Origin of the sequence: Limnobacter sp., assembly GCF_964228395.1 — a bacterium.
Classification (GTDB): Bacteria; Pseudomonadota; Gammaproteobacteria; order Burkholderiales; family Burkholderiaceae_B; genus Limnobacter.
In genome coordinates this window covers 34,722-60,878 of record NZ_CAXQZX010000114.1, presented here as the reverse complement: position 1 = coordinate 60,878, position 26,157 = coordinate 34,722, and the positions used below count along the sequence as shown (strand labels likewise).

The window sequence follows — 26,157 nt, the reverse complement described above, 5'->3', positions numbered from 1 at the left end:
AACACGCCTCGGCCCCTCGGTGTGGGCCAAACCGGGCGGGCTGCCCTGAATCGGCCTGCGCGGCCTGTGCCACCCCAGCCCCGGCGCTGCGCGAGGCACCTCAGCGGCCTTCGCTTGCCCAGAAGCCAGCAGGGGCCAATGCCCCTGCAGCGACCTTCAGGACAATCTGCCCGACCGTGCCAAGAATGAACGGTGCCCCCCAAGGGGCAGAGGCCCGACCCGACCTCAGTTTTGGAGGGCGGGCCTCAGTTCAGGCGAGGCTCAGGGAGGGATCAACAGATTGGCCGTCGCAAAGGGGCATGGACCTGCTTGCTTCAAGGAGCAAGCGAACCACACAGGCGGGCGCAATCATCGACATGGTCCTGCTGGCTTCAGGGAGCAAGCGAACTGAATAGGCCCGCGAATCATGGGCATGAACCTGCTTGGCGTCAAAGAGCAGACGAGACGGGTCACTTGAGCCCCGCCCTGCCTGCCGGCCTGGGCACCAAAATGACCGCCATGGCCCCCAGAATCAACCCCAAAGCGAGGAAGTCTGGCCAACGAGGTACCTCGCCCAAAAAGAGGCTGCCCGACATCACCCCCACCACCGGGATGATCATGATGGACAAACTCGACACCACCGGCGGCAGTGATTTTGCCAAACTGAACCAAGCCACTTGGCAGAATGCAAACACACCAAAGGCGTTATAAAAAATGGGCCACCATTCCGACCAGGCTTGCGGGGGCCCCACCTCGGTGCCTTCCAGCCAAAAGGCTGCGGTGCCCATGGCCACAATGGTCGCTGGCATCATGGCGTGGGTAAACGTTAGCGCGTGTAAGCCGGTGGGGAAACGACGTATCAAGGTGGTGCCAAAACCCCAGCAGGCGGCCGCAATCAGCATCAGGACCACGCCCAGCGGGCTTCCCGCAATGGCCGCAAATTCAGACGACAACAAGAGCATGGCTGCCACCATGGCCAGGCATAGCCCCACCCAACCCCGGCGGCCAACTGGGTGCGCAAACAGTAAGCCCGAAAGCACAGCCCAAACGGGCATGGTGTAGCCCAAAATGGCCGCCCGGCCCGAACTTAATTCCTTCACAGCCAAAATGCAAAACAGGTGCCAGCCAATCATATTGGGTACGCAAAGCAAGGCCACCCTGCCCCACATGGCGCGCGGCACACGCAGTGAAATGTTCATTTGCCGGGCCACCACCCACATGGCGACCATGCCAAACACCATGCACAAAGTGCGAAAGTGCAGAGGCGGGTACTGGGTTACGGCGTATTTCATCACAGGCCAATTCAGGCCCCAAATGGCGGTAATGCCCAAAAGCAACTGGATTTGCCGAAGAGTTAAGGAGGCTGCTGGCACTTTAGTGAACGATCATTCAGTAATGCGCCCCAGTGTAGTGCATCTCCAAACCCTTGCCCCTAGGGGCTTGCCCTGATCCTGTACAATGCGTGGCTAATGCACTCGACTTTTCGCGCAATGGCCAACCCACGCTTTTCCCAATTCAGCACCTTTACCCAGCGCCTTGCGCACAGTTGGCAGCACAGCAACTCCATGTTGTGCGTGGGCCTGGACCCCGACGTGTCCCGAATGCCCGAGGGCTATGGCAGCAGCCCCGCAGAAATAGAGCGGTTTTGCAAAGCAATTATTCAAGCCACGGCCCAATACGCCTGTGCCTTCAAGCCCCAAATTGCTTACTTTGCTGCCAACAAAGCCGAGGCGGCGCTAGAAAACCTGATCGCTTATGCCAACGAAGTGGCGCCGCACGCCACCACCATTCTGGACGCTAAACGCGGGGACATCGGAGCCACCGCCAAGCAGTACGCCATTGAGGCCTTCGAACGCTATGCAGCCGACAGCGTCACCTTGAGCCCTTACATGGGCAGTGACTCGGTTGAGCCCTACCACGCCTACCCAGACCGCGGACTGTTTTTGTTGTGCCGCACCTCCAACCCCGGCGGCAACGACCTGCAGTTTTTGAGCACCCAAAACGCAGAGCCGCTTTACCAAACAGTGGCCAAATTGGCCACCGGCCCGTGGAACCCCCACCGGCAAGTGGGCCTGGTGGTGGGCGCAACCTATCCCGAAGAGGTGAAAACAGTGCGCAGCCTGGTGGGCGATGCCCCCCTGTTGGTGCCTGGCATTGGGGCACAGGGCGGCGATCTTCAAAACACAGTTAAAAATGGGCTGTGCAGCCAAGGCTGGGGGCTGTTGATCAATTCTTCCCGAGCCATTTTATACGCCAGTGGCAAGGCCGACTTTGCCAGTGCGGCAGAAGCCGAAGCACGCCGCACCCGTGAGGCCATTTTGGCCGCCAAAGCCGCAGCGCTTTCGGGCTAGAATTTATACACACCAACACAAATACACGCGCCAGGCTCACAGAGGCCCACTCAAAGGACCCACCAGCGCGGGGAGACATGGGATGAAAATACTACTGGCCGAAGACGACAGCCTGTTGTCTGAGGGTTTGTCGCAATCGTTGCGGCAAGCAGGCTACGCCGTGGATTGCATGTTCAACGGAGGCGAGGCCGACACGGCGCTCACCACCATGAACTACGACCTGCTGATCCTCGACCTGGGTTTGCCCAAGATGAGTGGCCTTGAGGTGTTGCGCCGCTTGCGTGCTCGCAACAACAACATGCCCGTGCTTATTCTGACCGCTGCAGACAGCGTGGAGCAGCGCGTGCAGGGCCTGGACGCCGGTGCCGACGACTACATGGCCAAACCTTTTGAGCTTAAAGAACTTGAAGCCCGCGTGCGCGCGCTCACCCGCCGCGGCAACGGCGGCGGTGCCAGCGTGTGGAAACACGGGCCATTGACCTTTGACCAGGTTGGCCGCATTGCCTACATCAATGACGACATGCTCGATTTGTCGGCCCGTGAAGTGGGTTTGCTGGAAATTTTGCTGCAACGGGTGGGCCGTTTGGTCAGCAAAGAACAATTTGTAGACCACCTGTGCGAGTGGGGCGAAGAAGTCAGCAACAACGCCATCGAGGTGTATATTCACCGCCTTCGCAAAAAAATCGAGGTAAGTGGCATTCGCATTGCCACAGTGCGTGGCCTGGGTTATTGCCTTGAAAAGTACACCGACAAAGAGCCTGCCTCGAATGCATAAAGCGCAGGCTTTTGCACACACCCAACTGGCAGGGGGTTAAGCGCTTGGCTTGGTACAAACGCAACCCGCTGGCCACCGGCAAGCTGCAACGCCGCTCCCTGTTTGGCGAGATTCTCGACTGGATGCTGGCCCCCCTGCTCATTCTGTGGCCCATGAGCATTGGGGTGACCTACTTGGTCGCCAAATCCATCGCAAACGACCCTTTTGACCATATTCTGGACGACAAAATCACTGCGCTGGCCCAAGAGGTGGCGGCACAATCGGCAGATACATCCTTTGTACTGCCCACGCAGGCCATGGAAATTTTATTGGCTGACGGCACCGACCAACTTCGGGTGCAGGTGGTGGGCAAAGACGGCTCTTTTTTGCTGGGCGATGAACGCACTTTGCCGGTGCCTGTCCGCGACCCGCGCCAAATCGGGGTGATTAATTTTAGGGACCTGGTGGTCAATGGGGAAGATTTCCGCGCGGGCCACCTGTGGATCGAATTGCCCGAGGCGGGTGATGACCGCTTCATGCTCATTCAAATTGCCGAAACCCTGGGCAAGCGCGAGAGCCTGGCCAACGAGATCATCAAAGGCGTCATCTTGCCGCAGTTTGTCATTTTGCCATTGGCCGTGTTGCTGGTGTGGTTTGGCTTGTCGCGTGGCATTGCACCGCTAAACACCCTGCTGGATGTAATCCGCAACCGCAAACCGGACGACCTCAGCGCGCTACACACCAAAGACACGCCCGAAGAGCTGCTACCCGTAATTAGCGCCTTGAACGACCAGTTGCAGCGCCTGGAGCACACCATCGACGCACAAAAGCGATTTGTGGCCGACGCCGCCCATCAGCTTAAAACCCCTTTGGCGGGCCTGCGGATGCAGGTGGAACTGCTCAGCGACGAAACCGACCCGGCCGCGCGCGCACGCAGCTTGCGCCGCCTAAAGTTGGGTACCGAACGCTCCACCCGCTTGGTGAACCAACTGTTGGCCTTGGCCCGCACAGAGGCACCCTCGGTGCTGCAGTTTGAGCAACTGGACATTACCCACATTGCCCGAGCCGTTACCCGCGATTTTGTGCCCGACGCCATGAACAAACACATTGACCTGGGCGTGGAAGTGCCGGATCACCCAGTGTTTGTCAACGGTCAAACCCTGATGCTGACCGAGATGCTCAAAAACCTGGTGGAGAACGCCCTGCGCTACACCCCCGAAGGTGGTTGCGTGACCGTGCGCGTGGACGACAGCCCACAACGCGAAGCCATTGTGCTGGAGGTGGAAGACGACGGCCCGGGTATCCCCGCTGGCGAACGCAACCTGGTGTTTGACCGCTTTTACCGCGTGCTGGGCACCAGCGAAGATGGCTCCGGCCTTGGGCTGGCCATTGTTCAAGAAACTGCCGACCGTCACAATGCCCATGTGAGCATCCACAACAACCCCCGCGCCACCCAGCCCGAGCGCCCGGGCACGGTGATGCGGGTGAGTTTCCCGCCCCACCAGCGGCAAGCCGAAGAGTGATTGACTACAATAGAAGCAATTTAACAGCAGCACCCACCCAAACCGCATGAGAGCAAAAAGCAGCGAATGGCAAGCGCCAGAAGACGATAACCACAAACTGGCCAACCTGTGCGGCCCGGTGGATGCCAACTTGAGGCAAATCGAAGCCGCGTTGCAAGTCAAAATTGCGCGACGCGGCAGCATGCTCAATGTGCAGGGCGACCGCGAAAACGCACGCCAGGCCATTCTGCTGATCAACCACTTTTTTGATAAAAGCGAGCGGCCTGTTACCACGGACGAAATCCAATTGGCTTTGGTGGAGCTAAAAAACACCAATACCCTGGCCAGCCCGCAAGAACCCACCGTGGTGCTGGGGCAAGACGAAGGCGTGGTGTTGCGCACCAAGCGCGGCGACCTGCAACCGCGCACCGCCCGACAAAAAGATTACCTGAAGGCTGTGCTGGAACACGACCTGACGTTTGGCATTGGGCCAGCGGGTACCGGCAAAACCTACCTGGCCGTGGCCTGCGCGGTAGACGCACTGGAGCGCGATGCCATCAAACGCATTATTTTGACCCGACCTGCCGTAGAGGCAGGCGAGCGCCTGGGCTTTTTGCCCGGAGACCTCAACCAAAAAGTCGACCCTTACCTGCGCCCGTTGTACGACGCCCTCCACGACCTGGCAGGCTATGACCGTGTGCAAAAATGGTTTGAGCGCAATGTGATTGAAATCGCCCCCCTGGCTTACATGCGTGGCCGAACCCTCAACCACGCCTTTGTGATTTTGGACGAGGCACAAAACACCACGCCAGAACAAATGAAAATGTTCCTGACCCGAATTGGCTTTGGCAGCAAGGCGGTCATCACAGGCGACATCACCCAAATCGACCTGCCCAAAGGGCAGCAAAGCGGGCTGGTGCAAACCCAGCATGTGCTGCGCAATGTCAAAGGCATCGCATTTACCTATTTCACAGCGCAAGACGTGGTTCGTCACCCCCTGGTGGCCCGCATTGTCGAGGCCTACGAGCGCTTCAACAACCCCGAGCGTGCCCGCACCAGTGTGCAAGCCGACGACAACGAAACCGAATGAACACCAAAGCCACCAAGCGAGCCACCCCGCCAATCAGCGTTGCCATTCAATGGACTGAGGAAGCCGATCATCCGCCCTTTTCTGAATTGGACAATGCCCAAATTCGGCGTTGGGCCAAGGCTTGTTTTTTAGATCCTTCTGAGATCACCATTCGCATGGTTGGCCCTGCTGAAGCCCAGCAACTCAACCGTGACTTCCGTGGCAAAGATTACGCCACCAACGTGCTGACCTTCCCCATGGACCTGCCTGCGCTGGGGCCAGGCAGCGGCCTGCCCACGTTCATGGCCGATATTGTGATTTGCCCAGCCGTGGTGGAGCGTGAAGCCAAGGAGCAAGACAAACACCCTTTTGACCACCTTGCCCACCTGGTGGTGCATGGCTGCCTGCATGCTCAAGGCTATGTGCACGAAACCGACGCTCAGGCCGAGTTGATGGAAAACAAAGAAATTGAAATTTTAAAAAGATTCAAAATTTCAAACCCTTACGTCAACCAAGGTTGAGGGGCACGGCGAGGCGTGCGTAGTTGGCACAGTTTTTTGAAGCCCAAGCCTTGACGGCTTTTAATTTTTAAACCATAATCGCGGTCTTTGGTTAGGGCGACGCCCGCTAAGCCAAAGGGTCGTTAGCTCAGTTGGTAGAGCAGAGGACTTTTAATCCTTTGGTCGCAGGTTCGAATCCTGCACGACCCACCAAAATTCAAAAGGCCCGCATTAGCGGGCCTTTTTACTTTGCGCTGCAATCAAAAGCCTGTACTTACCTTGGCCCCTGCGCCACCAAAAACATCTCCACCATGTCGGCCAACTTGCGCAGCATGCACAACTGGGCTCGGCCAAACTCACGTGGCTCGTGATCAATCACACACAAGGTGCCCACTTTTGCATCTTTGACGCGCAATGGCATGCCCACATAACTACGAATATGCGGCGCATGGGTCACCAGGACGTTGTTCTTAAAACGATCATCGACAGTGGTGTTGGGCACCACCAAAGGCTCATCGCCCAAAATTGTGTGAGCACAAAAAGCCACTTCGCGAGGGGTTTCACGCACATTCAAACCCTTCATGGCCTTAAACCACTGGCGGTTTTCGTCCACCAAGCTTACGGCGGCCACCGGCGCTTTAAGTGCTTTTGCGGCCAAACCCACCGCCACGTTAAAACACAGTTCCGAGGGGGTGTCCAAAATATCAAGGCTGCGCAATACGCCGAGCCGCTGCGCTTCATCAACAGGTATGGGGGCTACTTGCATGGGCGTCTCCAGGTCTTGTAAGTTTTTGTAAGGTGTGGCCCATCGTAGCCCTTTTGGGATTGATTTAAAAGCCCTTTTTGGTCAACAAGCTTCAATTGTTAAATTACATTTCTTAAATTTACATTAAACATAGAAGTAAAATATCGGAATATTTTCCTTATTTTTCAATATCTTCATAAAACATACCACGAACACCCCTCCGTTTGAAGCCCCCTTCATTTTACATTTCACACAATAATCGAAGTAAGACGATACTGAATCCGTATGGCGCAAAACGGAGGATGCATATTCTTTTGCCCATGGGTTATTTCCCGTTAAACGGCAACTTCGTTTTGAGTAAACAACATGAACATGAGCTTAAAAAAACTGCTGCTTGCAGGCTTCGCATTCAGCGCAATCTTGACTGGGGTGGTCGGCGCCGTGGGTCTGTCCAACATGAAAAACATTGGCGAGGCTGCCGACAAACTGTACGAAAAAGAAATGATGGGCTTGTCGTATGTCAAAGAAGCCAACTTGCACCTGTTTGCTGCAGGGCGCGATTGGCGACAGGCGATCCTGTCGGGCAACCTGCAAGCCCGGCAAACAGCCTTAGACGCACTGCATGCCAGCAATGCCAAAATAAAATCCGAGTTCGACAAGGCCAAGCCCCTGTTCTACACAGAAAAAGGCAAGGCCACCATTGCCATGGCCGAGCAAGCACACCAAGCGTGGTGGGCCGATGTGCAAGCCCTGGAAGCTGCCATTAAAAACGCGCCCTATCAAACCATGGGGGCCGAATTGAGCGAAAAAATCACCCAAGTGCGAGCGCGTACCACCACCGTGGATGAGGCCTTTCACACCTTGTCTGAATTCAAGGTGGTGAACTCACAAAACGCGGTGCAAACCATGCGCGACAGCTACGAAACCTCGCGTAACTTTTTGTTTGCTTTTGTTGGCATCGCTTTTGCCATGGGCATTGGCGTGGGCTTTTTCATCACCCGGTTTGTGTTGGGCAAAATTGGGGGGGAGCCAGCTGATGCGGCCGAGTTGGTCAAAGAAATTGCCACTGGCGACATGACAGTTGAAATTCCCTTGCGCAAAGGCGACACATCCAGCCTGCTCTACCACATGCGCCAAATGACACAACGCCTGGCGGAGGTGGTGTCTGAGGTGCGCAACAGCTGCGACAGCTTGGCCACCGCCAGCGGTCAAATCAGCTCAACCTCACAGAGCCTTTCCAGCGCCACCAGCCAGCAGGCGGCCAGCGTAGAAGAAACGACCGCCTCCATTGAACAAATTAGCTCCAGCATCACCCAAAACTCGGACAACTCACGCGTCACCGCCGACATTTCCACCAAGGCAGCCAAAGACGCCGAGGAAGGCGGCAAGGCCGTGGCTGGCACCGTAGAAGCCATGCGCAGCATCGCCGACAAAGTGATGATCATTGACGACATTGCTTACCAAACCAATTTGCTGGCCCTGAATGCCGCCATTGAGGCCGCCCGCGCCGGGGAGCATGGCAAAGGCTTTGCCGTGGTGGCCACTGAGGTGCGCAAGCTCGCTGAGCGCAGCCAAGAAGCTGCCCAAGAAATTGGCAAACTGGCCGAGCGCAGCGTGGACGTGGCCGAGCGCGCGGGCGGATTGTTGAATCAAATTGTGCCCGACATCAAGCGCACCAGCGACCTGGTGCAAGAAATTACCGCGGCCAGCGACGAGCAAAAAATGGCAGGCCAACAAATTAACAATGCCATGACCCAACTGAGCCAAATTACGCAGCAAAATGCCAGCGCCAGCGAGGAGCTTGCCGCCACGGCGGAAGAAATGAATGACCACGCCACCCAACTGCAACACCTGGTGTCGTTTTTTAAAACCCATGCTGGCAACACCAGCCAAGGCGCGGCCAACAAGCGCCGGGCCGCGGCTCACTCAATGGCCGCCACGCGCAGCGGCGCCCGCCCCGCCTTAGCGGTTGTCGACAAAGACTTTGCAGAGTTTTAACTGGCTACATGCCAAACAACAGGCAAAGCATGCGTGTATGCGTCTTGAAGCTTAAAGAAAAAGAAGAGGCAAGAAGCACCGGGTTCTTTTTGGATGACTTTGGGGGAGATGTGGGAGACTCCCTAAATGTAAATCCAATAACAATCAACAGTTTACATTTGTTTTAACAATGTAAACAGAGCGCCGATCCATGCACAACGAGCCACTTGCAGTCACTGCCAGCCATCCAGGAAGCGCCTACCGAATCTATCCCAGCTTGCATGACCAGTTGCTGGACCTGGCAGAGCTGGCCGCCAAAGTATGCCGGGCATCCAAGGTGAGTATTGAGCTTTACGCCCCGGCCCAAATCTGGGAGGGCCCGCCACAGCGAGGTGCCCCTGGCACCACCCAACAAGCAGCCAGCCTTGAAATTGCCCTGCAAACCGGCAACGGCCCAGCGGTGGGGGTGATGCGGGTTTTTGGTCTTGAAGACGGCGCTTGCCCCCAAGCCACTGAAGAATCGCTACAGTGCGTGGCTCGCCTGGTGCTTGGCTTGTTGAACACCAGCCGACTGCAGCAGGAAGCCGAGCGTGCATCGCTTGAGCTGGATGCCCTTTTGGAAGAACTCCCTGGGGGAGTGGTCACTTGCGATGCGGATGGTAACCTAGCCCGATTTAACCGCGCCGCCCGCAATTGGCATGGGGCCGACCCCCGCAGCATGCCCCCCGAGCAGTGGAGTGTACAGTTTGATCTGTTTGAGGGCGATGGCCACACCCACATGGCCACGGACCGCATTCCCCTGCGACGCGCCTTCATGGGTGATGTCATCGACAACCAATTGCTGGTGATCAAAGCCAAAGGCCAGCCGCCCCGCAGCGTGCAGTGCAGTGGCCGTCAGCTTACTTCACCGAATGGAGAGCGAATTGGCGCCATGATCGTGATGCACGACATCACCGAACTGCGTCAAATTCAAAGCGCCTGGAAGCATGCCATGGGTCGCCTGGAGGCCATCATCAACGCCTCCAGCGATGTGGCCATTGTTGCCACCGACACCGAGGGGCGCATCAACCTGTTCAACACGGGGGCACAAATGATGCTGGGCTACGCCGAGGGCGAAATGATCGGCAAAACGCCCGAGGTGTTTCACCTGGGCTCTGAAGTGGCGCAGCGCGCGCGCGAGCTTTCTGCAGAAACGGGCTTGCGCATTCACGGCTTTGAAGCCTTTGTGCACAAAAGCAGAAGCCAAACCTCTGAAACATTAAACTGGACCTATGTGTGCAAAGATGGATCGCACAAAACAGTGCGACTGGCGGTCAGCGCGGTGCGCGAACCCAAAGGGGGCATCGTGGGGTTTTTGGGGGTGGCCGTGGACATCACCAATTTGCTGGCCGCCCAACAGAACGCCTGGCTTTCCAGCCGGCGCTTCTCGGGCGCGTTTGACTCTGCGGCCAACGGCATGGCCTTGGTGTCGTTACAAGGGCATTGGATCGAGGTCAATGAATCGCTTTGCAAACACCTGGGCTACAACCGGGCCGAACTGGAAAACCTCACCTTCCAGGACATCACTCACCCCGACGACCTGCAACTGGACATGAACCTGGTGCAAGCTTTGATGAACGACAACATCAAGCACTACACCATGGAAAAGCGCTACTTGCGAAAAAACCGGCAGTGGATGTGGGCCAGGCTGGCCGTGGCCTTGGTGCGTGACGAACAAGGCGAGCCAGTGCATTTTGTATCGCAAATCACAGACATTACCCGTGAGCGCGAAACCCAGGAAGCCTTGAAGGAATCCGAAGCCCGCCTGCGTGGATTGTTTGAACGCACCCCCTTGGGCATTGTGCTGCACGATGCCAACACCGGGCAGATTTTGGACTCCAACCCCACCATGACCGCCCTAAGCGGGCACAGCCCCTACGCCCTGCGAGAGATGAACCTGCTGCACCTTACCCCCCTGGAGCACCAGGCGCGCGAAATGGCGGCCATCTCAGAACTGTTCACCAACGGCGATACCCAATACGGCCCTCTGGAAAAAGACCTGCTAACGGCCAACGGAAACCGTTTGCCTGTGCGGCAGATGGGGAGCATGGTGCGCGACCCCCGCGGCGACATGGGCGTGGTGTGGACGGTGGTGGAAGACATCAGCGAACACCGCAGAATTGAAAAACTGCAGCGCGAATTCATTGCCACAGTGAGCCATGAATTACGCACCCCCTTGAGCAGCATCAATGGTGCTTTGTTGTTGCTCAAATCGGGAGTCACCGGCGACCTCAACGAAGAACAAACCGAGCTGGTGGACATGGGTGTGAGCAACGGCGAACGCCTGCTCAAAATTGTGAACGACCTGCTGGACATGGAAAAGCTGCTGGCCGGCAAAATGAACATTCAAATTGCAGACCTGGCCCTGATGCCGCTGATTAAAGAATCGGTCAAGCAAATGACCCCTTATGCCGAGCGCTTTGATGTGAGGCTGCAAATGCGCAACCGCACGGCATGCATGGTGCAGGCTGACCCCGACCGTTTGTTACAGGTGTTGGCCAACCTTTTGGGCAACGCCAGCCGACACTCGCCAGCGGGGGGTTCGGTGCAGGTTGAACACAGTGTGCTGCCCACAGGTGAGGTGCTGATTAGCATCATCAACCCCGGTGAAGGCATTCCCATGCACGTGCGGCAGCGCCTGTTCCAAAAATTTGTGCAAGCACACGACGCCAAGGGTGCAGAGCACCGCGGCACAGGGCTTGGCTTGTCCATCTGCAAGGCGCTCATCGAGCGCATGGGTGGGGTGATTGGCTACGAATCTTTCCCGGGCTACAGCACACGGTTTTGGTTCAAATTGCGCGGCAAAAAGGTCGAGCCCCGCAAACTCAACCCCACGCCCAGTATTTTGTGCATGGACACCGATGCCGACTTTGCCCGCTTCCTGGGGCGCCACATGGAACACATGGTCAGCAAATTTGATACCGTGTCTACATTAAGCGCGGCAGAAGAGCTTTTGAGCACGCGGCACTATGACCTGATTTTTATGAACACCGAGCTGGACGATGGCAATGCCCGGGCCATCATTCCCTCTATTCAAATTTACTGTGCTGACATTCCTGTTGTTGTCACCAGCGGGCACGACCTGCCCTTTGACATGGCCAACAATGTGGTGGCCATTTTCACCCGAGACGAATTGAACATTGATGCCTTGGTGGCACAGGTTCGCCAATTGCTCAACCACGCGGAGGTTCTTGCATGAATTCACCCAGAAAAGTGCTGCATGTTGAAGACGACCCCACCCTGCGCAAACTCGTCAAAATGGCGCTGGAACGCATTGGCGGTATGGAAGTGCTCAGCTGCGAACGCGGATCAGACGCGGTTCGCCAAGCCCCAGACTACAACCCCGATATTATTTTGCTCGACGCCATGATGCCCGAAATGGATGGACCGCAAACCTTCAAGGCGCTTACTTGCACCATGGATTTGAGCAACACCCCAGTGCTGTTCATGACCGCCCGGGTACAAGCCGAGGAATTGGAGGAATACCGTAGCCTGGGGGCTTTTGGAGTGATCCCAAAACCCTTTGACCCCACCACCTTGCATCGGGAACTGGCAGACAATTATCTGCGCTACTTCAATGAGGCTCGCCACTTGATGTAGGAAGGTTTGCAGGCTGTCCCGGGGCAGCTTGCCAGCGATTGCGATACTGCTGGAGTCGCTTGCCTGCCATGGCTTGCTTGAACAAAATGGGCGTTAAAAAGGTGGTAATAATGCCCATCAACACCAAGGTTGAAAACATGGTTGGGCCAATAAACCCTTTTTGGTAGGCAATGCCTGCCACCACAAGCTCCATCACGCCGCGACCATTGAGCACCGCCCCCAAACCCAAGGCCTCGCGGTGCCCCATGCCGGTGATTCGACCACCCCACCACCCTGCAAACAACTTGGTGAGCACCGACACCACAATCACCACAATCGGGAAGTCAAGGTCTTCCACTGCAATGGGGTGCAACTCCAAACCCAGGTAGGCAAAAAACAGGGGCGCCAAAAAGCCATTGGTAATGGACCCCAAAGTGCCTTGAAGCTCTTTATAGCGGCTGGCCATGAAATGCTTTTGGTCCAAAAACAAAGCACCAAAAAACGCACCAATCACAAAGTGAAAGCCCAGCGCCTCACTGACTGTGCCAAACACCAGCACAAACATCACCACCATGCCAAACAAGGCCTCGGGGCCAAAAATGCGAATCACATTCTCAGGAATGCTTTGCACATTCACCTTGTTGTTTTGCAACCATTTTAAAAGGCCGTTGAGCACCAACACCATGGCGCACAACACCATCAATTTGATGGTGGCCACGCCAATGGCGCTAAGTGCATCATCCAGGGTGCGCTGCTCAGGCAAATTCAAAATAATGCCCAAAATAAACAAAGCGGCCACATCGTTGATGACAGCGGTGGCCAGCGCAAATCGTGAAATTGGGGTGTTCAGAATGCCAAGGCCATCCATCAGCTTCACGGCAACTGGCAAAGCTGTGATTGAAATACACAGGCCCAAAAAGACCATGCGCATCACATCCAATTCGTAAGCCACCGCAATGACCACCCCACCGCCAAAGGGGATCAAAAACCCCAGAGCCGCCAACACCAAGCCCCGGCCCTTCATGGCCTGCACAATGTCAGAAAAGCGCATCTCAAGCCCGGCGCTCAAGATGATCAAAAACACAGCAAGCTCAGTGATGGCGGCCAACGCCGCATTGGGCTCGATCAAACCCAAAATGGCTGGCCCCAACAACACGCCCGCCAAAATTTCACCGATGAGCTCGGGCTGGTTGAAACGGGCAAATAATCGCCCGAATATTCGGGCCACCACAATAAGCAGCAGCAAGCTGGAAAGGAGGGTCATGGCGCAAAGGGAGATTAAGCCAAGCGCAGTGTAGCACCGGGTTTGCGCCGCTATTGGAGGCTATCACCCAAACCGTGAAGCAGCACCTCGGTGAGGTGATGCAAGCCCCCCATGGGTTTGCGCACCGCTGGCTCCATGCCATCGGTAAAACCCAAATGGCGAAAACGATTCAGCAATGTTTTGTCGCTGCTAACAATAAACACGGGCACATCCCAAGGGGTTTCCTCGCGGCTAATGCTGCCCGTGGGCTGGTGGTCCCCCACCAAAACATGCACGGTGGGCCGGGCTTGTGGCTGGGCAAAATAACCTGCCAACCAGGTGTGGGCATAGTTGATGCTGCGGTAGAAATCGGGGCGCATGTCGTCCCACAACACCGGCTCGGCTTGCGCACGCGCGGCCGTATGCGCATCAAAGGGCTGGTCGCTCAGCAGCTTTTTCCAGTCGGGCTGGTAGGGCGGCACCTGGTGAAACGGAAAATGCGTTGAAATGGTGGTAAAAAAAGTAAACCGCGGCTTGGTTTGTGCGGTGCGTGGGTGCAATTGCTCCAAGCGGGGCAGCGGGTATTGGTCGGGAATTTTCCAAAACCCGATGGGGGGGCCCGGGTATTGAAGATCGGGGCCACTGAGGTATTGATCAAAACCATAGTACACACGCTCAACCCAGTCCCAAGCCACCGAATGGTATAGCCCAAAGGCCTCGTAGCCTTCCCTTTGGAATACATCAATCAAGGTGGGCCGCTGGGTGGTGAGCAACACGTCGTGTTTGCGCGAATCTTTTAGGTCGATGCCCGACAACACCGACAGGTGCGCCAGGTCGCTTGCCCCACCGATGGTGGGCGACGTAAAAAAGGCAGAGACCACCTGCTGACCACTGGCCACAATGGCTTGTTCCAATTGATCGCGAGTGGCCTGTACGGCCTGCCTGGCTTGAGGCTGGTCGTAAAGTACCGCACCATAGGTTTCCAAAAACACCATGGTGAGGTCGCGCCCATGCAAAGCGGCCAGCGCCTGCCCTGGCTCGGCTGCCATGGCGACGTCCACCACCGTGGACTCGGGCAACAAACGCGCTGCGCGCGCAGGCACTGCAATGTCAATCAAACGGCCAAGTTCATTCACGTACACCGGCAACACCGCCTGGCTCACCCAGTGCTTGGGCGGGTGCTCTTTTTCAAAGCCGGGCAGCGCAGCGAAAAGAAGTAACACGGCGACGCCCCACACCACAGGGTTTTTGTGCCACGGCGCAAGGCCGTGCCCCACGGTTTGAATGCTCCACAACATCAGCCTGTACAAAACCCATACACCCAACAACAAACCCAGCACAGCCAGAGCAGACATCCACCACGGCAAGCCTTGAGCAGTGACCCAGGCAAAACGTGGAATTTGTGGCACGTCCCAATACAGGTTGACTGGGCGGCCCAATATATTGGGCACCACCACTTGGGCATAACGCCCCACTGCCATGAAGGTCAGCATGATGGCCAGGGCTTTACTCAACCCACGGGGCAAACCAGCGGGCGATCGGCCTGGAAAACGGCCAAACAGCACCAAACAGGCCAACACCAGCAGCACCACACATGCAAACTCTGGCGCCAAGCTCGCGCTGGGTTGCACATACACCGTGGGCCAAATGGCCTCAAAGCACAGGGAGGAATTAATCAGCAACAGCGCCAAGGCCAAACGACCAAGGGAGCGCCAATGAAGCGGCTGCGCTTCCTGCCTCGCTTGGGCAGTCAGTGCTTGGGGCAAACTTGCAGAGGGTGAACTCATGGCGCTACAACATCCACATCAAACGGGGTTTCCGACGGTTTCCCCGGACGGTTTAGCTGGCATGGCACTGACCAGCGATACCAGCACCGCCGCCAAAAAAGGCAAGCTTTGGGTGATCAACACCAGGCTCCAAGCCAGGTTCTCACGGGAGTCGTAGCCCAGTGCCAACCACAACGCCCCCACATTGCACAACAAGGCCAAAGCCAAAATGGATTCATCACGCGCCGCTGACAAGGCACGCAGCACTGCGGCTCGCGAAGCCAGTTTTGGAGTGCGAATAAAGGGTATTTTTTTACCGATGAACAAACCCGACAAGGTGGCCCGACCAATGGTGTAGCTTAGCGAAAGCCCAGCCAGCGTGGCTGCCACAGCACCACGCACACCTGTTTTAACCTGCCACACATAGAGGGTAAACAGCTTCACCAGTTTAAAAGCAAAAAACATCAAGGGCACCACACTGATCAATAAGGGCGGTGCATTAAAAGACAAGGGATCCCACAGCATGAGGGCCGACCACACCAAGGCCAAACCAGTAAACACCAGGTTAAAGCCATCGGCCACCCAAGGCAGCCAACCCGCAAAAAAGTGATAACGCTGGCCGGGTTGCAGCTTGCTGCGCTTGGAGCGAAGCAATTCGCCCGCGTGCTCACGCAAGATTTGCATGGCCCCGTAGGCCCAACGGTGGCGCTGCTTTTTGTAATCGGTAAAAGTGTCGGGGATTAAGCCTTGACCATAACTGCGGTCGATGTACACCGCCTCGTGACCTTGTTCAAAAATACGCAGGCCCAATTCGGTGTCTTCGGTGATGGTGCTGGTGCCCCAGCCGCCCACGCCCTGCAACACGCTTTTTCGCACCATGGTCATGGTGCCATGTTGAATAATCGCGTTACGCTCATTGCGGGTCACCATGCCCAAATGAAAAAACCCTTTGTACTCGGCATAGCACATGGCCTTAAAGGCGCTCTCTGAACCATCGCGGTAATCCTGGGGCGCCTGCACAATGGCAATGCTGGGTTTTTCAAATTGCGGGGCCAGGTGCTTTAGCCAATCGGGGTGCACTTGGTAATCGGCATCGATTACGGCCACCACTTCGGCCTGCTCGCTGGTTCGTTCCAGCGCATAGTTCAATGCGCCAGCCTTGTAGCCTGCCAAGGGTTTGACATGAAAAAATCGAAACCGCTGACCCAGCGCTTCACAGTGGGCTTGCACAGGCCGCCAAGTGGATTCGCTGGCGGTGTTGTTGTCGATCACCAGCACTTCAAAGTTAGGGTAATCCAAACGAGCCAGGGCGTTGAGGGTTTGTATCAACATGGCTGGCGGCTCCTCGTGAGCCGGTACATGAATGGAAACAAATGGCTGGGTGTGAGGCACCCAGGCGTCCGCCTCCACTTTCAGCAATCGCTTGCGTGCTTTGTACCACATCGATTCAGCCCACTCATGGGCCTCAGCCAGCACAATGACAAACACGCCCACCACACCCAGCAGCAACACCACCGACACGGCCATGCTGGCCCAAGTGTGATACTGCAGGGTGAAGTCGTAAATTACATAAATAATCAGCGACGACACCACAAAGGCGTTGAACATCAAGAAGGTGCGCCCGCTGTCGCGAAGTGAGGCACTGTCCATGAGCAAAAACACAATCAACAGCAACGCCACCAACACTGAAGCCGAAGCCAAAAGCTGCCATTGAGGTATGGGAATAATGGGGTTGCTGGTTTCGAATTTTTGCTGCCGCTGGGCATCAAACACCCCCCAGTGCCCTCCCACGCTGCCTTCAATGTCGGTTTTCCAGGGCTGGTCAAAGGCTTCCATCACATAAAACACCAAACCCTGCTCCTCGGCACTGTGCACAAACCTGCGCAAAAATTTCGCTTGGTTGGCCTGCGATGCATTGGCCTGCTTAATAGATCGACCGTGGCTTGGCCAACCCACTTCAGTGATCACAATGGGCTTGCCCGGGAAGGCGGCTTGCAGCTCGCGGTAGCGTCCGAAGGCGTAGTCCACCGCGTCGTTCAGTGCAATGCCTTCCCAGAATGGCAATAAGTGAACTGCCAGGTAATCCACATGCTCAGCCAATTCAGGATTTTTTATCCAGACATGCCAAGGCTCTGCTGTGCTCACCGGCAAGCGGGTTTTGCTGCGCACCTCTTTTAGATAGGGAATGATTTGCTCGGGGGTGAGGTCTTCACGCAGCAAGGTTTCGTTGCCCACCACCACGCGAACCACATTGCCCGGTGCGCTGGCCAGGGCACTTGTCAGGCGGGTAATTTCTTCTTGATTGGCTTGCTCGTTGGCCGCAAGCCACGCCCCCAAAGCCACATTCAAGCCATATTTTTTAGCCAGTGCGGGCACCTCACCAAACACACCTTCCACGGTGTAGGTTCGAATGGCGTGGGTTTTGCCAGAAAGCAAAGCCAAATCACGCTCGATGTCTTGCGAGCTGGGGTGAATGTTGTCCACCGGGCTTTGCCCAGGCTGGTAGGGCGAAAAGGCGTAGCCGGGGATGATGTCCACCCAAGGGGGCTCTTGCGCAGGCTGGTTCACATAGCCATACCCGCCAAGTACCAGCAACACAAAAGCAAACAAGGCAAGAATGGAGGGCATGGGCAGAGCACTACAAAAAAATAGTTAGGCAGGTGGCATAACGCACGTTTGCGGGATGCGTTTACTTCGGCGCGGGCTCACGCCGCGCAGGGTTTGCGCTTGCCGGGTACTTCAGCGCATTTTTTTGCAATTTTTGCTGCATGGCCTCAATGGGATCAACACCAGTCACCTGCGCGATTCGCAAACAGTACAGCATCACATCGGCCAGTTCGTCTTGGACGTTGCCCCACTGCTCCGGGCAGGCCTCCACATTGTTGCTCTCTTCTTCGGTCTGCCACTGAAAAATTTCCACCAACTCAGCGGCTTCCACAATCATCGCCATCGCCAGGTTTTTGGGGCTATGGAATTTCCTCCAACCCCTCGCTTCCGCAAAGGCGTCCAGTTGCGACAGCGTATGACACAAAGAGTCTGGCCGTGGAGTGTTGGTTTTTGTTGACATACTGTAAACCAGCCAGTTAACCGATCAGGCCTGCGCCTTGAAATAGGCTTGGGCTGCCGGTACATCAGCCTCAATCTTGAACAGGCGGTCCATGCGAGTGAGCTGAAACAGGGAAGTCACCGGCTTGTTGAGGTTACACAACACCAGTTCACATTGGTTTGCGTTCATGCCCTTGAGCAGCATCACGACGCCCGCCAGGCCGCCACTGTCAACAAGCTGACACAGTTGAAGGTCCAGAATGAAGCGCCGACACCGGGGCACATGCTCCATGAGCGTTTCACGCACCAGCCCGGCAGTTTTGGCGTCTATGACCTTGGCCTGCACTTGGGCTTGCAACACATTGTCTTTTTCGTCGAGGGTAATCATGGATTATTACTTGCATTAAGACCGCCGCACATCCAGCCGTCGCTCTACGCAGTATAAGCACATCGAGGGGCATTCATCACCACTTGATGACACAACTTGCTGTATGCCAAGGCGCAGCAAGGTTAAAAAAATTTGGAGATGGGGTTTTCTTGTTGCAATATGTGAAAAATACCGAACTATATTGCGTTAAATGCTACCCGCGAAAACCACAACACGCCTTCACTCCAAGATGAAAACACACCTCGGCATGGCCTTGTCTTGCCTGTTGACAATCAGCAGCATGGCTTGGGCCGCTGACAACCCAACCCCCGCACCAGCGCAGCAATGGGATCTGCGCTTAGACGACGTTCGCCTGGACAAAGCCTTGGGCCGTTGGGCCAAAGAAGCGGGGTATTCGTTCCGCTGGGACGCCGACCGCTATGTATTAATAGGCGCAGCCAGCACCTTTGAAGGCACCCTGCCCCAGGCGGTTCAACAGGTGTTGGAAACCCCGGGTATTTTGTATTCCGAGTACCCCTTGGAGGCCTGCATTTACGCCAACAGCCCGCCTTTGCTTCGCATTACGCGCCTGGGCGATCAGGTTCGGGAGTGCAACTAATGCGCCATAACAATTACACCCACATGCATTTAAACCCGCTGACCTTGTTTGGTGTTGTGACCACTGCGCTTGCATTAAGCGCATGCGCCATGCCCGGTTCAGAAAGAGAAACCAACGCCAGGCTCGACTTTGCCTCCGAGAAACGGGATGCCGTGCTGGCTCCCCTGCCCGGCAACGCCAATGTGCGCGGGGGCACCGCTTTTGCAGACCAGGCCGCTCAGCAGCAAATCAAACCCAAGGTGATGCGGTATTCCAGCAAAAGCTGGGTGGGCGCGGCCATGATGCCTGTGAATGCTGACGACAAACTGCCTGCCAGTTTTTCGTCGGACTACGTGATGAGCTTTGCAGACGGGCGCAGCACCCTCCCCCTCACGCAAGTAACCGCCCGCCTGGCCCAGATGGTGGGCATTCCTGTTCGCATCACCCAAGACGTGTATTCCAACCCAGTGGGCAGCGGCAGTAATCCAGCGCCAAGCGGCGCAAACTCGGCGGCTCCTGCTGCAGGCGGAGCGTCGGGGGGGTCCAGTGCAGGCGCTGCGGCTGGCGACAGTGCAGCACAGTTATCAGCTGCTGTTCAAGCCCTGGCCCCGGCCAGCGCCAACAATGTGCCGCTGCCCAGCACTGCCTCCAACAACACCAGCGCTGGCGTGTCCTTAAACCTGCCCTCCAGCAGCGTGAACTGGCGCGGCACCCTTACGGGTTTTTTGGACCACATCACCGATCAATTGGGTTTGTCTTGGGAATACCGGGACGGCAGCATCTACATCATGCGGTTTACCACGGCCACGTACGAGCTGGCCACCTTCCCCAACGGCTACAACTACACCATCAACTCGGGCAGCACAGGCTCCACCACCGGGCAAGGCATTAGCTCTTCGTCACAACTGAACGTGGCAGAGCAAGGCGCCATCAATGGCTTGACCAGCCTTATTAGCGTGGTCAAGAAAATGGTTGAAGGTGTGCCGGGCTCAGAAGTGATTGTGGCCGATGGATCGGGTCGCTTGGTGGTGCGAACCAGCAAAGACATGCAGGGCATGGTGCGCGAGTTTATTCGTGCCGAAAATGCCAACATGCTCAAGCAGGTGCAAATCCAGATGGATATTTACTCGGTGAGCACCAATTCCAGCAACGAACTCGGCGTGGACTGGACGGCCTTTTACCGCAGCCTGTCTGGCACATTCTCCTTGGGTGCCACATCGCCAACCACCATTGCCTCCACCAATGTGGGCTCTGTGACGGCCACCATTTTGCCTGCCACGGGAGCAAACTCTGACTTGAACCGCCGCTTTGGCGACTCCAGAGCCGTGATCAACGCGCTCAACCAGATTGGCAACAATGTGCAGCACCGGCCTATTTCACTGATTGCGCTTAACCGCCAATGGGCCAGAAAAGCCCGGCTCAACACCACAGGCTACCTGTCTGAAACCAAGCCATCGGTTGCCTCAGCCCTAGGGGGCGGCACGGGTTTGCCAGGCCTGACCACCAGCTCAATCACCACGGGCGACCAGTATGCGGTAATGCCATTAATTCTGGACAACAACACCGTAATGCTAAAAATGGGCTTGAGCCTGTCTGACCTGCTGGGCCTGTTTGAAGTCACCACTGGCAGTGGCGACACCTTGCAACGCGTGCAAACCCCCAACACCAGCGCCATTTCTGACCAATACACCATTGCACTTAAACCTGGTGAGGTGATGGCCATCACGGGTTTATCTCGGGACATTTCCCAAGCCGACAAGCGGACCATGGCCGAAACACTAAGCCTGTGGTGGGGTGGTTCCAAAACGAGCACAGCTCAGCGAGAAAACTTCATCGTGTTTGTTCGGGCCATCATTCTTTAACGCGTCATGAAAGAGCAAACCAGCGTGATTGGCAATTTTTCCAAGAAGCTCATGGTGGCCGGGTTGTCGTGGCAGCCTGTGTTTGCCAAGCGTTTTTTTGGACGCATGGCCGAGGTTCGGGAATACAGCCAATTGATGGACAGCAACTTGTGGAGCAGCGTAAAGGCCGCAAAAGTGCTGGTGGCCGGCTTTGACCCCTACGATGAATCAGTGAGCAAAGAAGAGCGCACGGAAGCACCTTATGCACTCGCTGCGGTGCTGGCGCGCGCTTACAAAGACGCTGACACATTGGTGGCTTGGCGCATACGCACAGGCGATCGTTTGGGCGAAGTGGCTTTGGTGGTCATTGAAAATGGCGTGCCCACCATGGATGTGATTGCCACAGAATCTGAAACCATCGCCATGATGGAGTATTACCAGCGCAGCCGCGAAGGCATGCAGCCCTACCGCGTGGTCAGCAACGACACCAAAATCTGGATGGCCGACCAACACATTGAAGACGACTCGGCCTTCATCAAAAAACATGTCAATCGGGCTGACAAAATTAATTCTGTGCCACTGGACTACAAAAACCTGGGGCAAATTGCCTTGGTGGTGGCCCTGCTGGTGGGGGCGCTGGTGGGTTATGAGTACTACCAGGCTGAAACTCAACGCCGAATTTTGGCTGAACAAATTGCCCAGGCCGACAAGACCATCGAATACGGGCAGGCGCTGACCGACAACCTGGGTCGAGTGGGTTTGGCCACAGCAGAATATTCGAAGTTGCTTAACATGATTTACGACCAGCCGTTCTACGTCACGGGCTGGGCCATGGAAGCCATTGAGTGCAAGTTTGCTGCCTGTGTGATGCGCTGGAAAAGCGTGGGTGGCTACACCCAGCAACTACAAGCTGCGCTACCTGCCGACAAAGGCTATGTGGTTCAACTCAACCGGGCCGACCCCTTCAAGGCCGTTGTGCTGCGTAATTTTGATGTACCCATGAGCGGACCAACCATTTGGAGCGACCTGCCCAGCAAGGCCGATTTGGATGTATGGGCCCTCAACCAGCGGCAGGTTTACGAATTGTCCAAATTAAAAATTGAGATGTTTTCCGAGCCAGAAATTTGGCCCTTGGGCTACCCCGACATAGCGCGGGACAACGCGGTGGTTCGTTACCGGTTCCGCTTCCAAGGCGGGGTGGCCAATGCGGAGGCCTTTATTGCTGCGCAAGAAAAATCGACGTACTGGGAAGGGCTTACTTTGCGGTTCAACAACGAGACCTCGGGCACCCCAACCATCGAGCTAGACTTGCAGGGAGCCTACTATGCTTACTAAGCCGCGCACCTCATTGTTGGCCATGGCGCTGAGCTTGGCTGCCTTGGCTGCGCCTTTCACACACCCATTGGCGCTGGCCCAAGACGCTGCAGGGCAAGGGGTAATCAGCATTCGGGCGCTGGCCGAGCGGCAGCGCAAAATCGAGCAGCAGGAATTCCTGAACAAAATCACGGGCCAGGCACCACAAGCCAACACGCAACAGCAAGCCGCACCCACAGCAAACAACAGTGTGGATGTGCCGCCTTTGGAACTGCCCTCGCCCGCCCTGCAGGCTTTGATGGAGCCCACTTACACACCCAAAAATACGATTCTCGCCATTTACGGCCCTGTTGAAGACCTCACCATGGAAGCCGCCGATGGCCGTGGCGGCATTGACTACTTCAAAGTGGGGCAGCGCTGGGCAAATCACAGAATTGTCGCACTTGGCCAAGAGGGAGCGGTACTCGAACCACTCAATGGCAAGGGCAAACGAATTCGGGTGCCCATGGGGGGCCAACCATGAACAAACCCGCTGAAAAACCCGTGGTGGAAGTGGTCAACTCACTGTCCGAGTTGCCTTTTTACACAGGCTTGCTCAGTGGTCGTACTGCGTCTTCGGTGGTGCTGTTGCCTGCTGCTGTTGAAACGCATTTGGTGGTCATTGAAACCGGCGTGAAGCGCGCCCTGGTGTTGTTCAACCCAGACTCACCTGTACCCTTGGCCGCCTTTTTGGCGCAAGCCAAAGGCCGCTTGATTGCCAACAAATACACGCTGGATGGCGCCGACAAACCCTGTTCGCTCAGTGTGCTTGAACACTTGGTGGAGCTGGGCAACGCCAACCGGGGCGACGAAGACGGCGGCGAAGACGGCGGGTTTTCTCAAAGCCAGGCGCAAGAAATTTTTGAGTCTTGGGTCAATACCGCCGTGCGCGAAAAGGCCACCGACATCCACGTGCGCATCGCCAACAACGTGGCTCAGGTGCAACTGCGCGTGGACGGTGACCTGGAAGCCCTGCGCGACGGGCAAAATGGCATTTACACCCCCTTGCAAGCTGAGCGGGCCATGGCCTGGGCCTACAACAACGCTTCTGGAAAGGGCTCCAACAGCGAATCGCAGTTTTCTGCCACCGAAAACCTGTACTGCATGATCGAGCCACGCGAAATTGGTGGGCAACGCGTGGCTTTGCGTTACCAGAGTATTCGTGGCTGGTCTGGCACCAAGCTGGTGTGTCGTTTGCTCTACGTGGATGTGGATTCCCCCACACTCAGCTACGAGCAACTGGGTTATGCGAAATCACAAATTCAGGATTTAAAAAACGCGTCCAACACACCTTCGGGTTTGATTATTTTTGCGGGGGTGACGGGTTCGGGTAAAACCACCTCGCTTAAAACATTCATCGAAACACACCCCGCGCTGGGTGCCGATGCGTTTTATTCGCTGGAAGACCCGGTGGAATACCCTTTGAAAGGTGTGCACCAAATTCCCATTCAGCGCGACCTGATTAACAAACAGGCCTCGATGGCCAAATTCTCGGAAGTGATTGCCGCGCTGATGCGTGCTGACCCCGGCTGCGTGATGATGGGTGAAATTCGAGACCCCGCCAGCGCGATGGCCGCCCAGCAAATTGTGGAAACCGGCCACATGGCCTGTGCCACGGTGCACGCCCACCTCATTTCGGGCATTGTGCCGCGCCTGACCAACGACGAAATCGGCATGAGCCGCGAAGTGCTCACCAACCCCAACATTCTGACCCTGCTGGTTTACCAGGCCCTGGTGCCCAAACTGTGCACCAATTGCCGCATCAACGGCTCGATTTATTCGCGCAACTACAGCGATTCCGAGCACATCTTTGACATCCTGGCCTTGGCAGAAAAGCGATTTGGCCTGAGCCGTGACCGCTTCTTTTTTAAAAATCCGCGCGGTTGCAGCCGCTGCCGCGGGCGTGGTACGGTTGGCTTAACAGTGGTGGCCGAGGTGCTTGCGCCAGACACTGGGTGGCTATCCCTTATTCGACAATCCCGCGATTACGACGCAGTGCAGTACTTCCGCTCAAAATCTGATGGGCGGTTCGACACGCCAGACATGACCGGTAAAACCGTTTTTGAACACGCGCTGTATAAAGCACTGTTGGGTCAGGTTGATCTTCGGGTGTGCGAGCGTTTTGACAGCTTTCACCGTTTTGAAATTCCAAAGCCCCCGCCAAGCGGGGTGGCGGCCGGGGAGGCTGCATGAATTTAATGCAAGCCGTTCAAAGCGCCTGGGTTTGGGTGCAGTTGCTCGAGTTCCGCAGCAAGCGGGACGAGTTTTACATTCAATTGGCCAAATCCATTGAACGCCGCGAACGTTTGCGCACCTTTTTGGTTGAAGAGCAAAAAATAGCCAAGGCGAGGGCCACTCGGGACTCTTCCCGCGAGTTTGCCATGCAACGCATGTTGGCCAAACTAAGCCAAGGGCAAGACTTCCGCATCAGTCAAATTCTGGCCGAGGTCATGCCCAGGGAAGACAAGCTAATGTTGTCGGCTGTGGATCAATCCAAAGACAAGCCCGAAACCCTGCGTTCACTGGTCACCGCCATTCGTGAACAAAAGCAGGCCAAAGCGCTGATTGTGAAGGCCATGTTTCCACCGATGGTGATGTTGCCTGGTGTGTTTATTTTTAGCTACATCTTGGCCACACAGTCCATACCGGTTATTTCAAAAATTGCACCGCCCGAGGTATGGACACCCTACAACGCTGCAGTGCGAGACTTTTCCCAGCATGTGGCCAACCACGGTTTTAAGGTGCTGGGCGCGCTGGCTGCGCTGGTGGCCTATGTGGGCTACCAAATGCCCAGGTGGAAGGGTGTGTGGCGTGGGCGCATTGAGCGCATTCCTCAGGGGATGGGCTTGTTGATTTTCCCGGTGTTTCCCATCGCTTTGCCCTTGTCGATTTACCGAGACTTCCAGGTGTCGCTGCTGCTCACATCGCTTGCGGTGTTGTTAAAAAGCGGCAGCACGCTCACAGGTGCCTTGGACAGCCTGCGCAGCACGGCGCAGCCCTGGATGCAGTGGCACTTGCGCCGGGTTAGCCGTCACTTGTATGTGGCGCCCACCGAATATGTAGAGGCATTTGCAAAAGGCCTGTTGAGCCCCAAACTGTTGGCCCGCCTGGCCACCACCATTCGCAACGACAGCCGCTTCGACCGCGTGTTGATTGAACTGGGTACGCAAGGCATTGGCGAGGTGCGAAAGGAAATTGAGAAGACCTCCAAAGGCTTAAACACCATGCTGTTGATCGCCGCAGCCGCCTGTGTGTTGTTTTTATACGTCGGCCAACTGTCGATTGCACAGAGCATGACCGACGCTTTGGACCCAGTTAACAAGATGAAACAATATTAGGAATCACATCATTTATTATTGCAATTACAATTTAATTGAATTGCAGTGATTTAACCCCGCAGTACCTTTTTTAAAAACCGTGGCTCACCCCACAAATTTTGAGAGACAGAC

At 56.1% G+C, this 26,157-nt stretch carries 21 protein-coding genes and 1 tRNA gene; 15 read left to right on the top strand and 7 right to left on the bottom strand.

Annotated elements, in window-relative coordinates; genetic code table 11:
- Nucleotides 1-449: 449 nt before the first annotated feature.
- Complete coding sequence (locus ACEQU8_RS09470) at nucleotides 450-1,352, bottom strand: DMT family transporter (RefSeq protein ID WP_370263171.1); 903 nt, start codon at nucleotides 1,350-1,352, stop codon at nucleotides 450-452.
- A 117-nt stretch (nucleotides 1,353-1,469) separates the two neighbouring features.
- Between ACEQU8_RS09470 and pyrF the strand changes: the two genes are divergently transcribed.
- The 6 genes from pyrF (at nucleotide 1,470) to ACEQU8_RS09440 (ending at nucleotide 6,368) form a co-directional block, all read left to right on the top strand.
- Complete coding sequence (pyrF, locus tag ACEQU8_RS09465) at nucleotides 1,470-2,330, top strand: orotidine-5'-phosphate decarboxylase (RefSeq protein ID WP_370263169.1); 861 nt, start codon at nucleotides 1,470-1,472, stop codon at nucleotides 2,328-2,330.
- An 82-nt stretch (nucleotides 2,331-2,412) separates the two neighbouring features.
- The gene (locus ACEQU8_RS09460; RefSeq protein WP_370263168.1) at nucleotides 2,413-3,105 is read left to right on the top strand and encodes a response regulator; all 693 of its coding nucleotides are present in this window, start codon (nucleotides 2,413-2,415) and stop codon (nucleotides 3,103-3,105) included.
- A 44-nt stretch (nucleotides 3,106-3,149) separates the two neighbouring features.
- Nucleotides 3,150-4,607: a sensor histidine kinase N-terminal domain-containing protein gene (locus tag ACEQU8_RS09455; protein ID WP_370263167.1), complete on the top strand. Its 1,458-nt coding sequence runs from the start codon at nucleotides 3,150-3,152 to the stop codon at nucleotides 4,605-4,607.
- Between the two features lie 46 nt (nucleotides 4,608-4,653).
- Nucleotides 4,654-5,676 carry a PhoH family protein gene (locus ACEQU8_RS09450; protein WP_370263166.1) on the top strand — a complete coding sequence of 341 codons (1,023 nt, stop codon included), beginning with the start codon at nucleotides 4,654-4,656 and terminating at the stop codon, nucleotides 5,674-5,676.
- Nucleotides 5,673-6,176, top strand: a complete 504-nt coding sequence (ybeY, locus tag ACEQU8_RS09445; RefSeq protein ID WP_370263164.1) for an rRNA maturation RNase YbeY — start codon at nucleotides 5,673-5,675, stop codon at nucleotides 6,174-6,176. The genes ACEQU8_RS09450 and ybeY overlap by 4 nt, the downstream gene beginning before the upstream one ends.
- 116 nt (nucleotides 6,177-6,292) lie before the next feature.
- A tRNA-Lys gene (locus ACEQU8_RS09440) sits at nucleotides 6,293-6,368 on the top strand.
- Between the two features lie 61 nt (nucleotides 6,369-6,429).
- On the opposite strand, the gene ACEQU8_RS09435 is transcribed toward ACEQU8_RS09440, so the two are convergent.
- The gene (locus tag ACEQU8_RS09435; RefSeq protein ID WP_370263163.1) at nucleotides 6,430-6,921 is read right to left on the bottom strand and encodes a GAF domain-containing protein; all 492 of its coding nucleotides are present in this window, start codon (nucleotides 6,919-6,921) and stop codon (nucleotides 6,430-6,432) included.
- Between the two features lie 345 nt (nucleotides 6,922-7,266).
- Here ACEQU8_RS09435 and ACEQU8_RS09430 point away from each other — a divergent pair, with 345 nt between their 5' ends.
- From ACEQU8_RS09430 to ACEQU8_RS09420, 3 genes are all read left to right on the top strand, one after another.
- Nucleotides 7,267-8,898: a methyl-accepting chemotaxis protein gene (locus ACEQU8_RS09430; protein WP_370263162.1), complete on the top strand. Its 1,632-nt coding sequence runs from the start codon at nucleotides 7,267-7,269 to the stop codon at nucleotides 8,896-8,898.
- A gap of 190 nt (nucleotides 8,899-9,088) precedes the next feature.
- Nucleotides 9,089-12,115 carry a PAS domain S-box protein gene (locus ACEQU8_RS09425; protein ID WP_370263160.1) on the top strand — a complete coding sequence of 1,009 codons (3,027 nt, stop codon included), beginning with the start codon at nucleotides 9,089-9,091 and terminating at the stop codon, nucleotides 12,113-12,115.
- Nucleotides 12,112-12,516, top strand: coding sequence for a response regulator (locus tag ACEQU8_RS09420; RefSeq protein ID WP_370263159.1), 405 nt, complete (start codon nucleotides 12,112-12,114; stop codon nucleotides 12,514-12,516). The genes ACEQU8_RS09425 and ACEQU8_RS09420 overlap by 4 nt, the downstream gene beginning before the upstream one ends.
- On the opposite strand, the gene ACEQU8_RS09415 is transcribed toward ACEQU8_RS09420, so the two are convergent.
- From ACEQU8_RS09415 to ACEQU8_RS09395, 5 genes are all read right to left on the bottom strand, one after another.
- Nucleotides 12,491-13,759: a cation:proton antiporter gene (locus ACEQU8_RS09415; RefSeq protein WP_370263158.1), complete on the bottom strand. Its 1,269-nt coding sequence runs from the start codon at nucleotides 13,757-13,759 to the stop codon at nucleotides 12,491-12,493. The two genes, ACEQU8_RS09420 and ACEQU8_RS09415, sit on opposite strands and share 26 nt — an antisense overlap.
- A 50-nt stretch (nucleotides 13,760-13,809) precedes the next feature.
- Entirely contained in the window at nucleotides 13,810-15,525 is a 1,716-nt protein-coding gene (locus ACEQU8_RS09410; RefSeq protein WP_370263156.1) for a sulfatase-like hydrolase/transferase, read from the bottom strand.
- 18 nt (nucleotides 15,526-15,543) lie between these two features.
- The gene (locus tag ACEQU8_RS09405) at nucleotides 15,544-18,132 is read right to left on the bottom strand and encodes a glycosyltransferase family 2 protein (RefSeq protein ID WP_370263155.1); all 2,589 of its coding nucleotides are present in this window, start codon (nucleotides 18,130-18,132) and stop codon (nucleotides 15,544-15,546) included.
- A gap of 61 nt (nucleotides 18,133-18,193) precedes the next feature.
- A complete protein-coding gene (locus tag ACEQU8_RS09400) occupies nucleotides 18,194-18,571 on the bottom strand; it encodes a nucleotide pyrophosphohydrolase (RefSeq protein WP_370263154.1) in 378 nt (125 codons plus the stop codon).
- 24 nt (nucleotides 18,572-18,595) lie between these two features.
- The gene (locus ACEQU8_RS09395; protein ID WP_370263153.1) at nucleotides 18,596-18,937 is read right to left on the bottom strand and encodes an STAS domain-containing protein; all 342 of its coding nucleotides are present in this window, start codon (nucleotides 18,935-18,937) and stop codon (nucleotides 18,596-18,598) included.
- A 229-nt stretch (nucleotides 18,938-19,166) separates the two neighbouring features.
- Between ACEQU8_RS09395 and ACEQU8_RS09390 the strand changes: the two genes are divergently transcribed.
- Genes ACEQU8_RS09390 through ACEQU8_RS09365 form a run of 6 tightly spaced genes read left to right on the top strand, consistent with a single transcriptional unit; the run spans nucleotide 19,167 to nucleotide 26,046 of the window.
- A complete protein-coding gene (locus ACEQU8_RS09390; RefSeq protein ID WP_370263151.1) occupies nucleotides 19,167-19,535 on the top strand; it encodes a TcpQ domain-containing protein in 369 nt (122 codons plus the stop codon).
- A complete protein-coding gene (locus ACEQU8_RS09385) occupies nucleotides 19,535-21,376 on the top strand; it encodes a type II secretion system protein GspD (RefSeq protein ID WP_370263150.1) in 1,842 nt (613 codons plus the stop codon). The genes ACEQU8_RS09390 and ACEQU8_RS09385 overlap by 1 nt, the downstream gene beginning before the upstream one ends.
- A 6-nt stretch (nucleotides 21,377-21,382) precedes the next feature.
- Nucleotides 21,383-22,690 (top strand): type 4b pilus protein PilO2, encoded by a 1,308-nt coding sequence (gene pilO2, locus ACEQU8_RS09380; RefSeq protein WP_370263149.1) that lies wholly within the window; start codon nucleotides 21,383-21,385, stop codon nucleotides 22,688-22,690.
- A complete protein-coding gene (locus ACEQU8_RS09375; RefSeq protein ID WP_370263147.1) occupies nucleotides 22,680-23,192 on the top strand; it encodes a hypothetical protein in 513 nt (170 codons plus the stop codon). The genes pilO2 and ACEQU8_RS09375 overlap by 11 nt, the downstream gene beginning before the upstream one ends.
- Nucleotides 23,189-24,901, top strand: coding sequence for a GspE/PulE family protein (locus ACEQU8_RS09370; RefSeq protein WP_370263146.1), 1,713 nt, complete (start codon nucleotides 23,189-23,191; stop codon nucleotides 24,899-24,901). Before ACEQU8_RS09375 ends, ACEQU8_RS09370 begins: the two co-directional genes overlap by 4 nt.
- Nucleotides 24,898-26,046 carry a type II secretion system F family protein gene (locus ACEQU8_RS09365; protein WP_370263145.1) on the top strand — a complete coding sequence of 383 codons (1,149 nt, stop codon included), beginning with the start codon at nucleotides 24,898-24,900 and terminating at the stop codon, nucleotides 26,044-26,046. Before ACEQU8_RS09370 ends, ACEQU8_RS09365 begins: the two co-directional genes overlap by 4 nt.
- Nucleotides 26,047-26,157 lie beyond the last annotated feature (111 nt).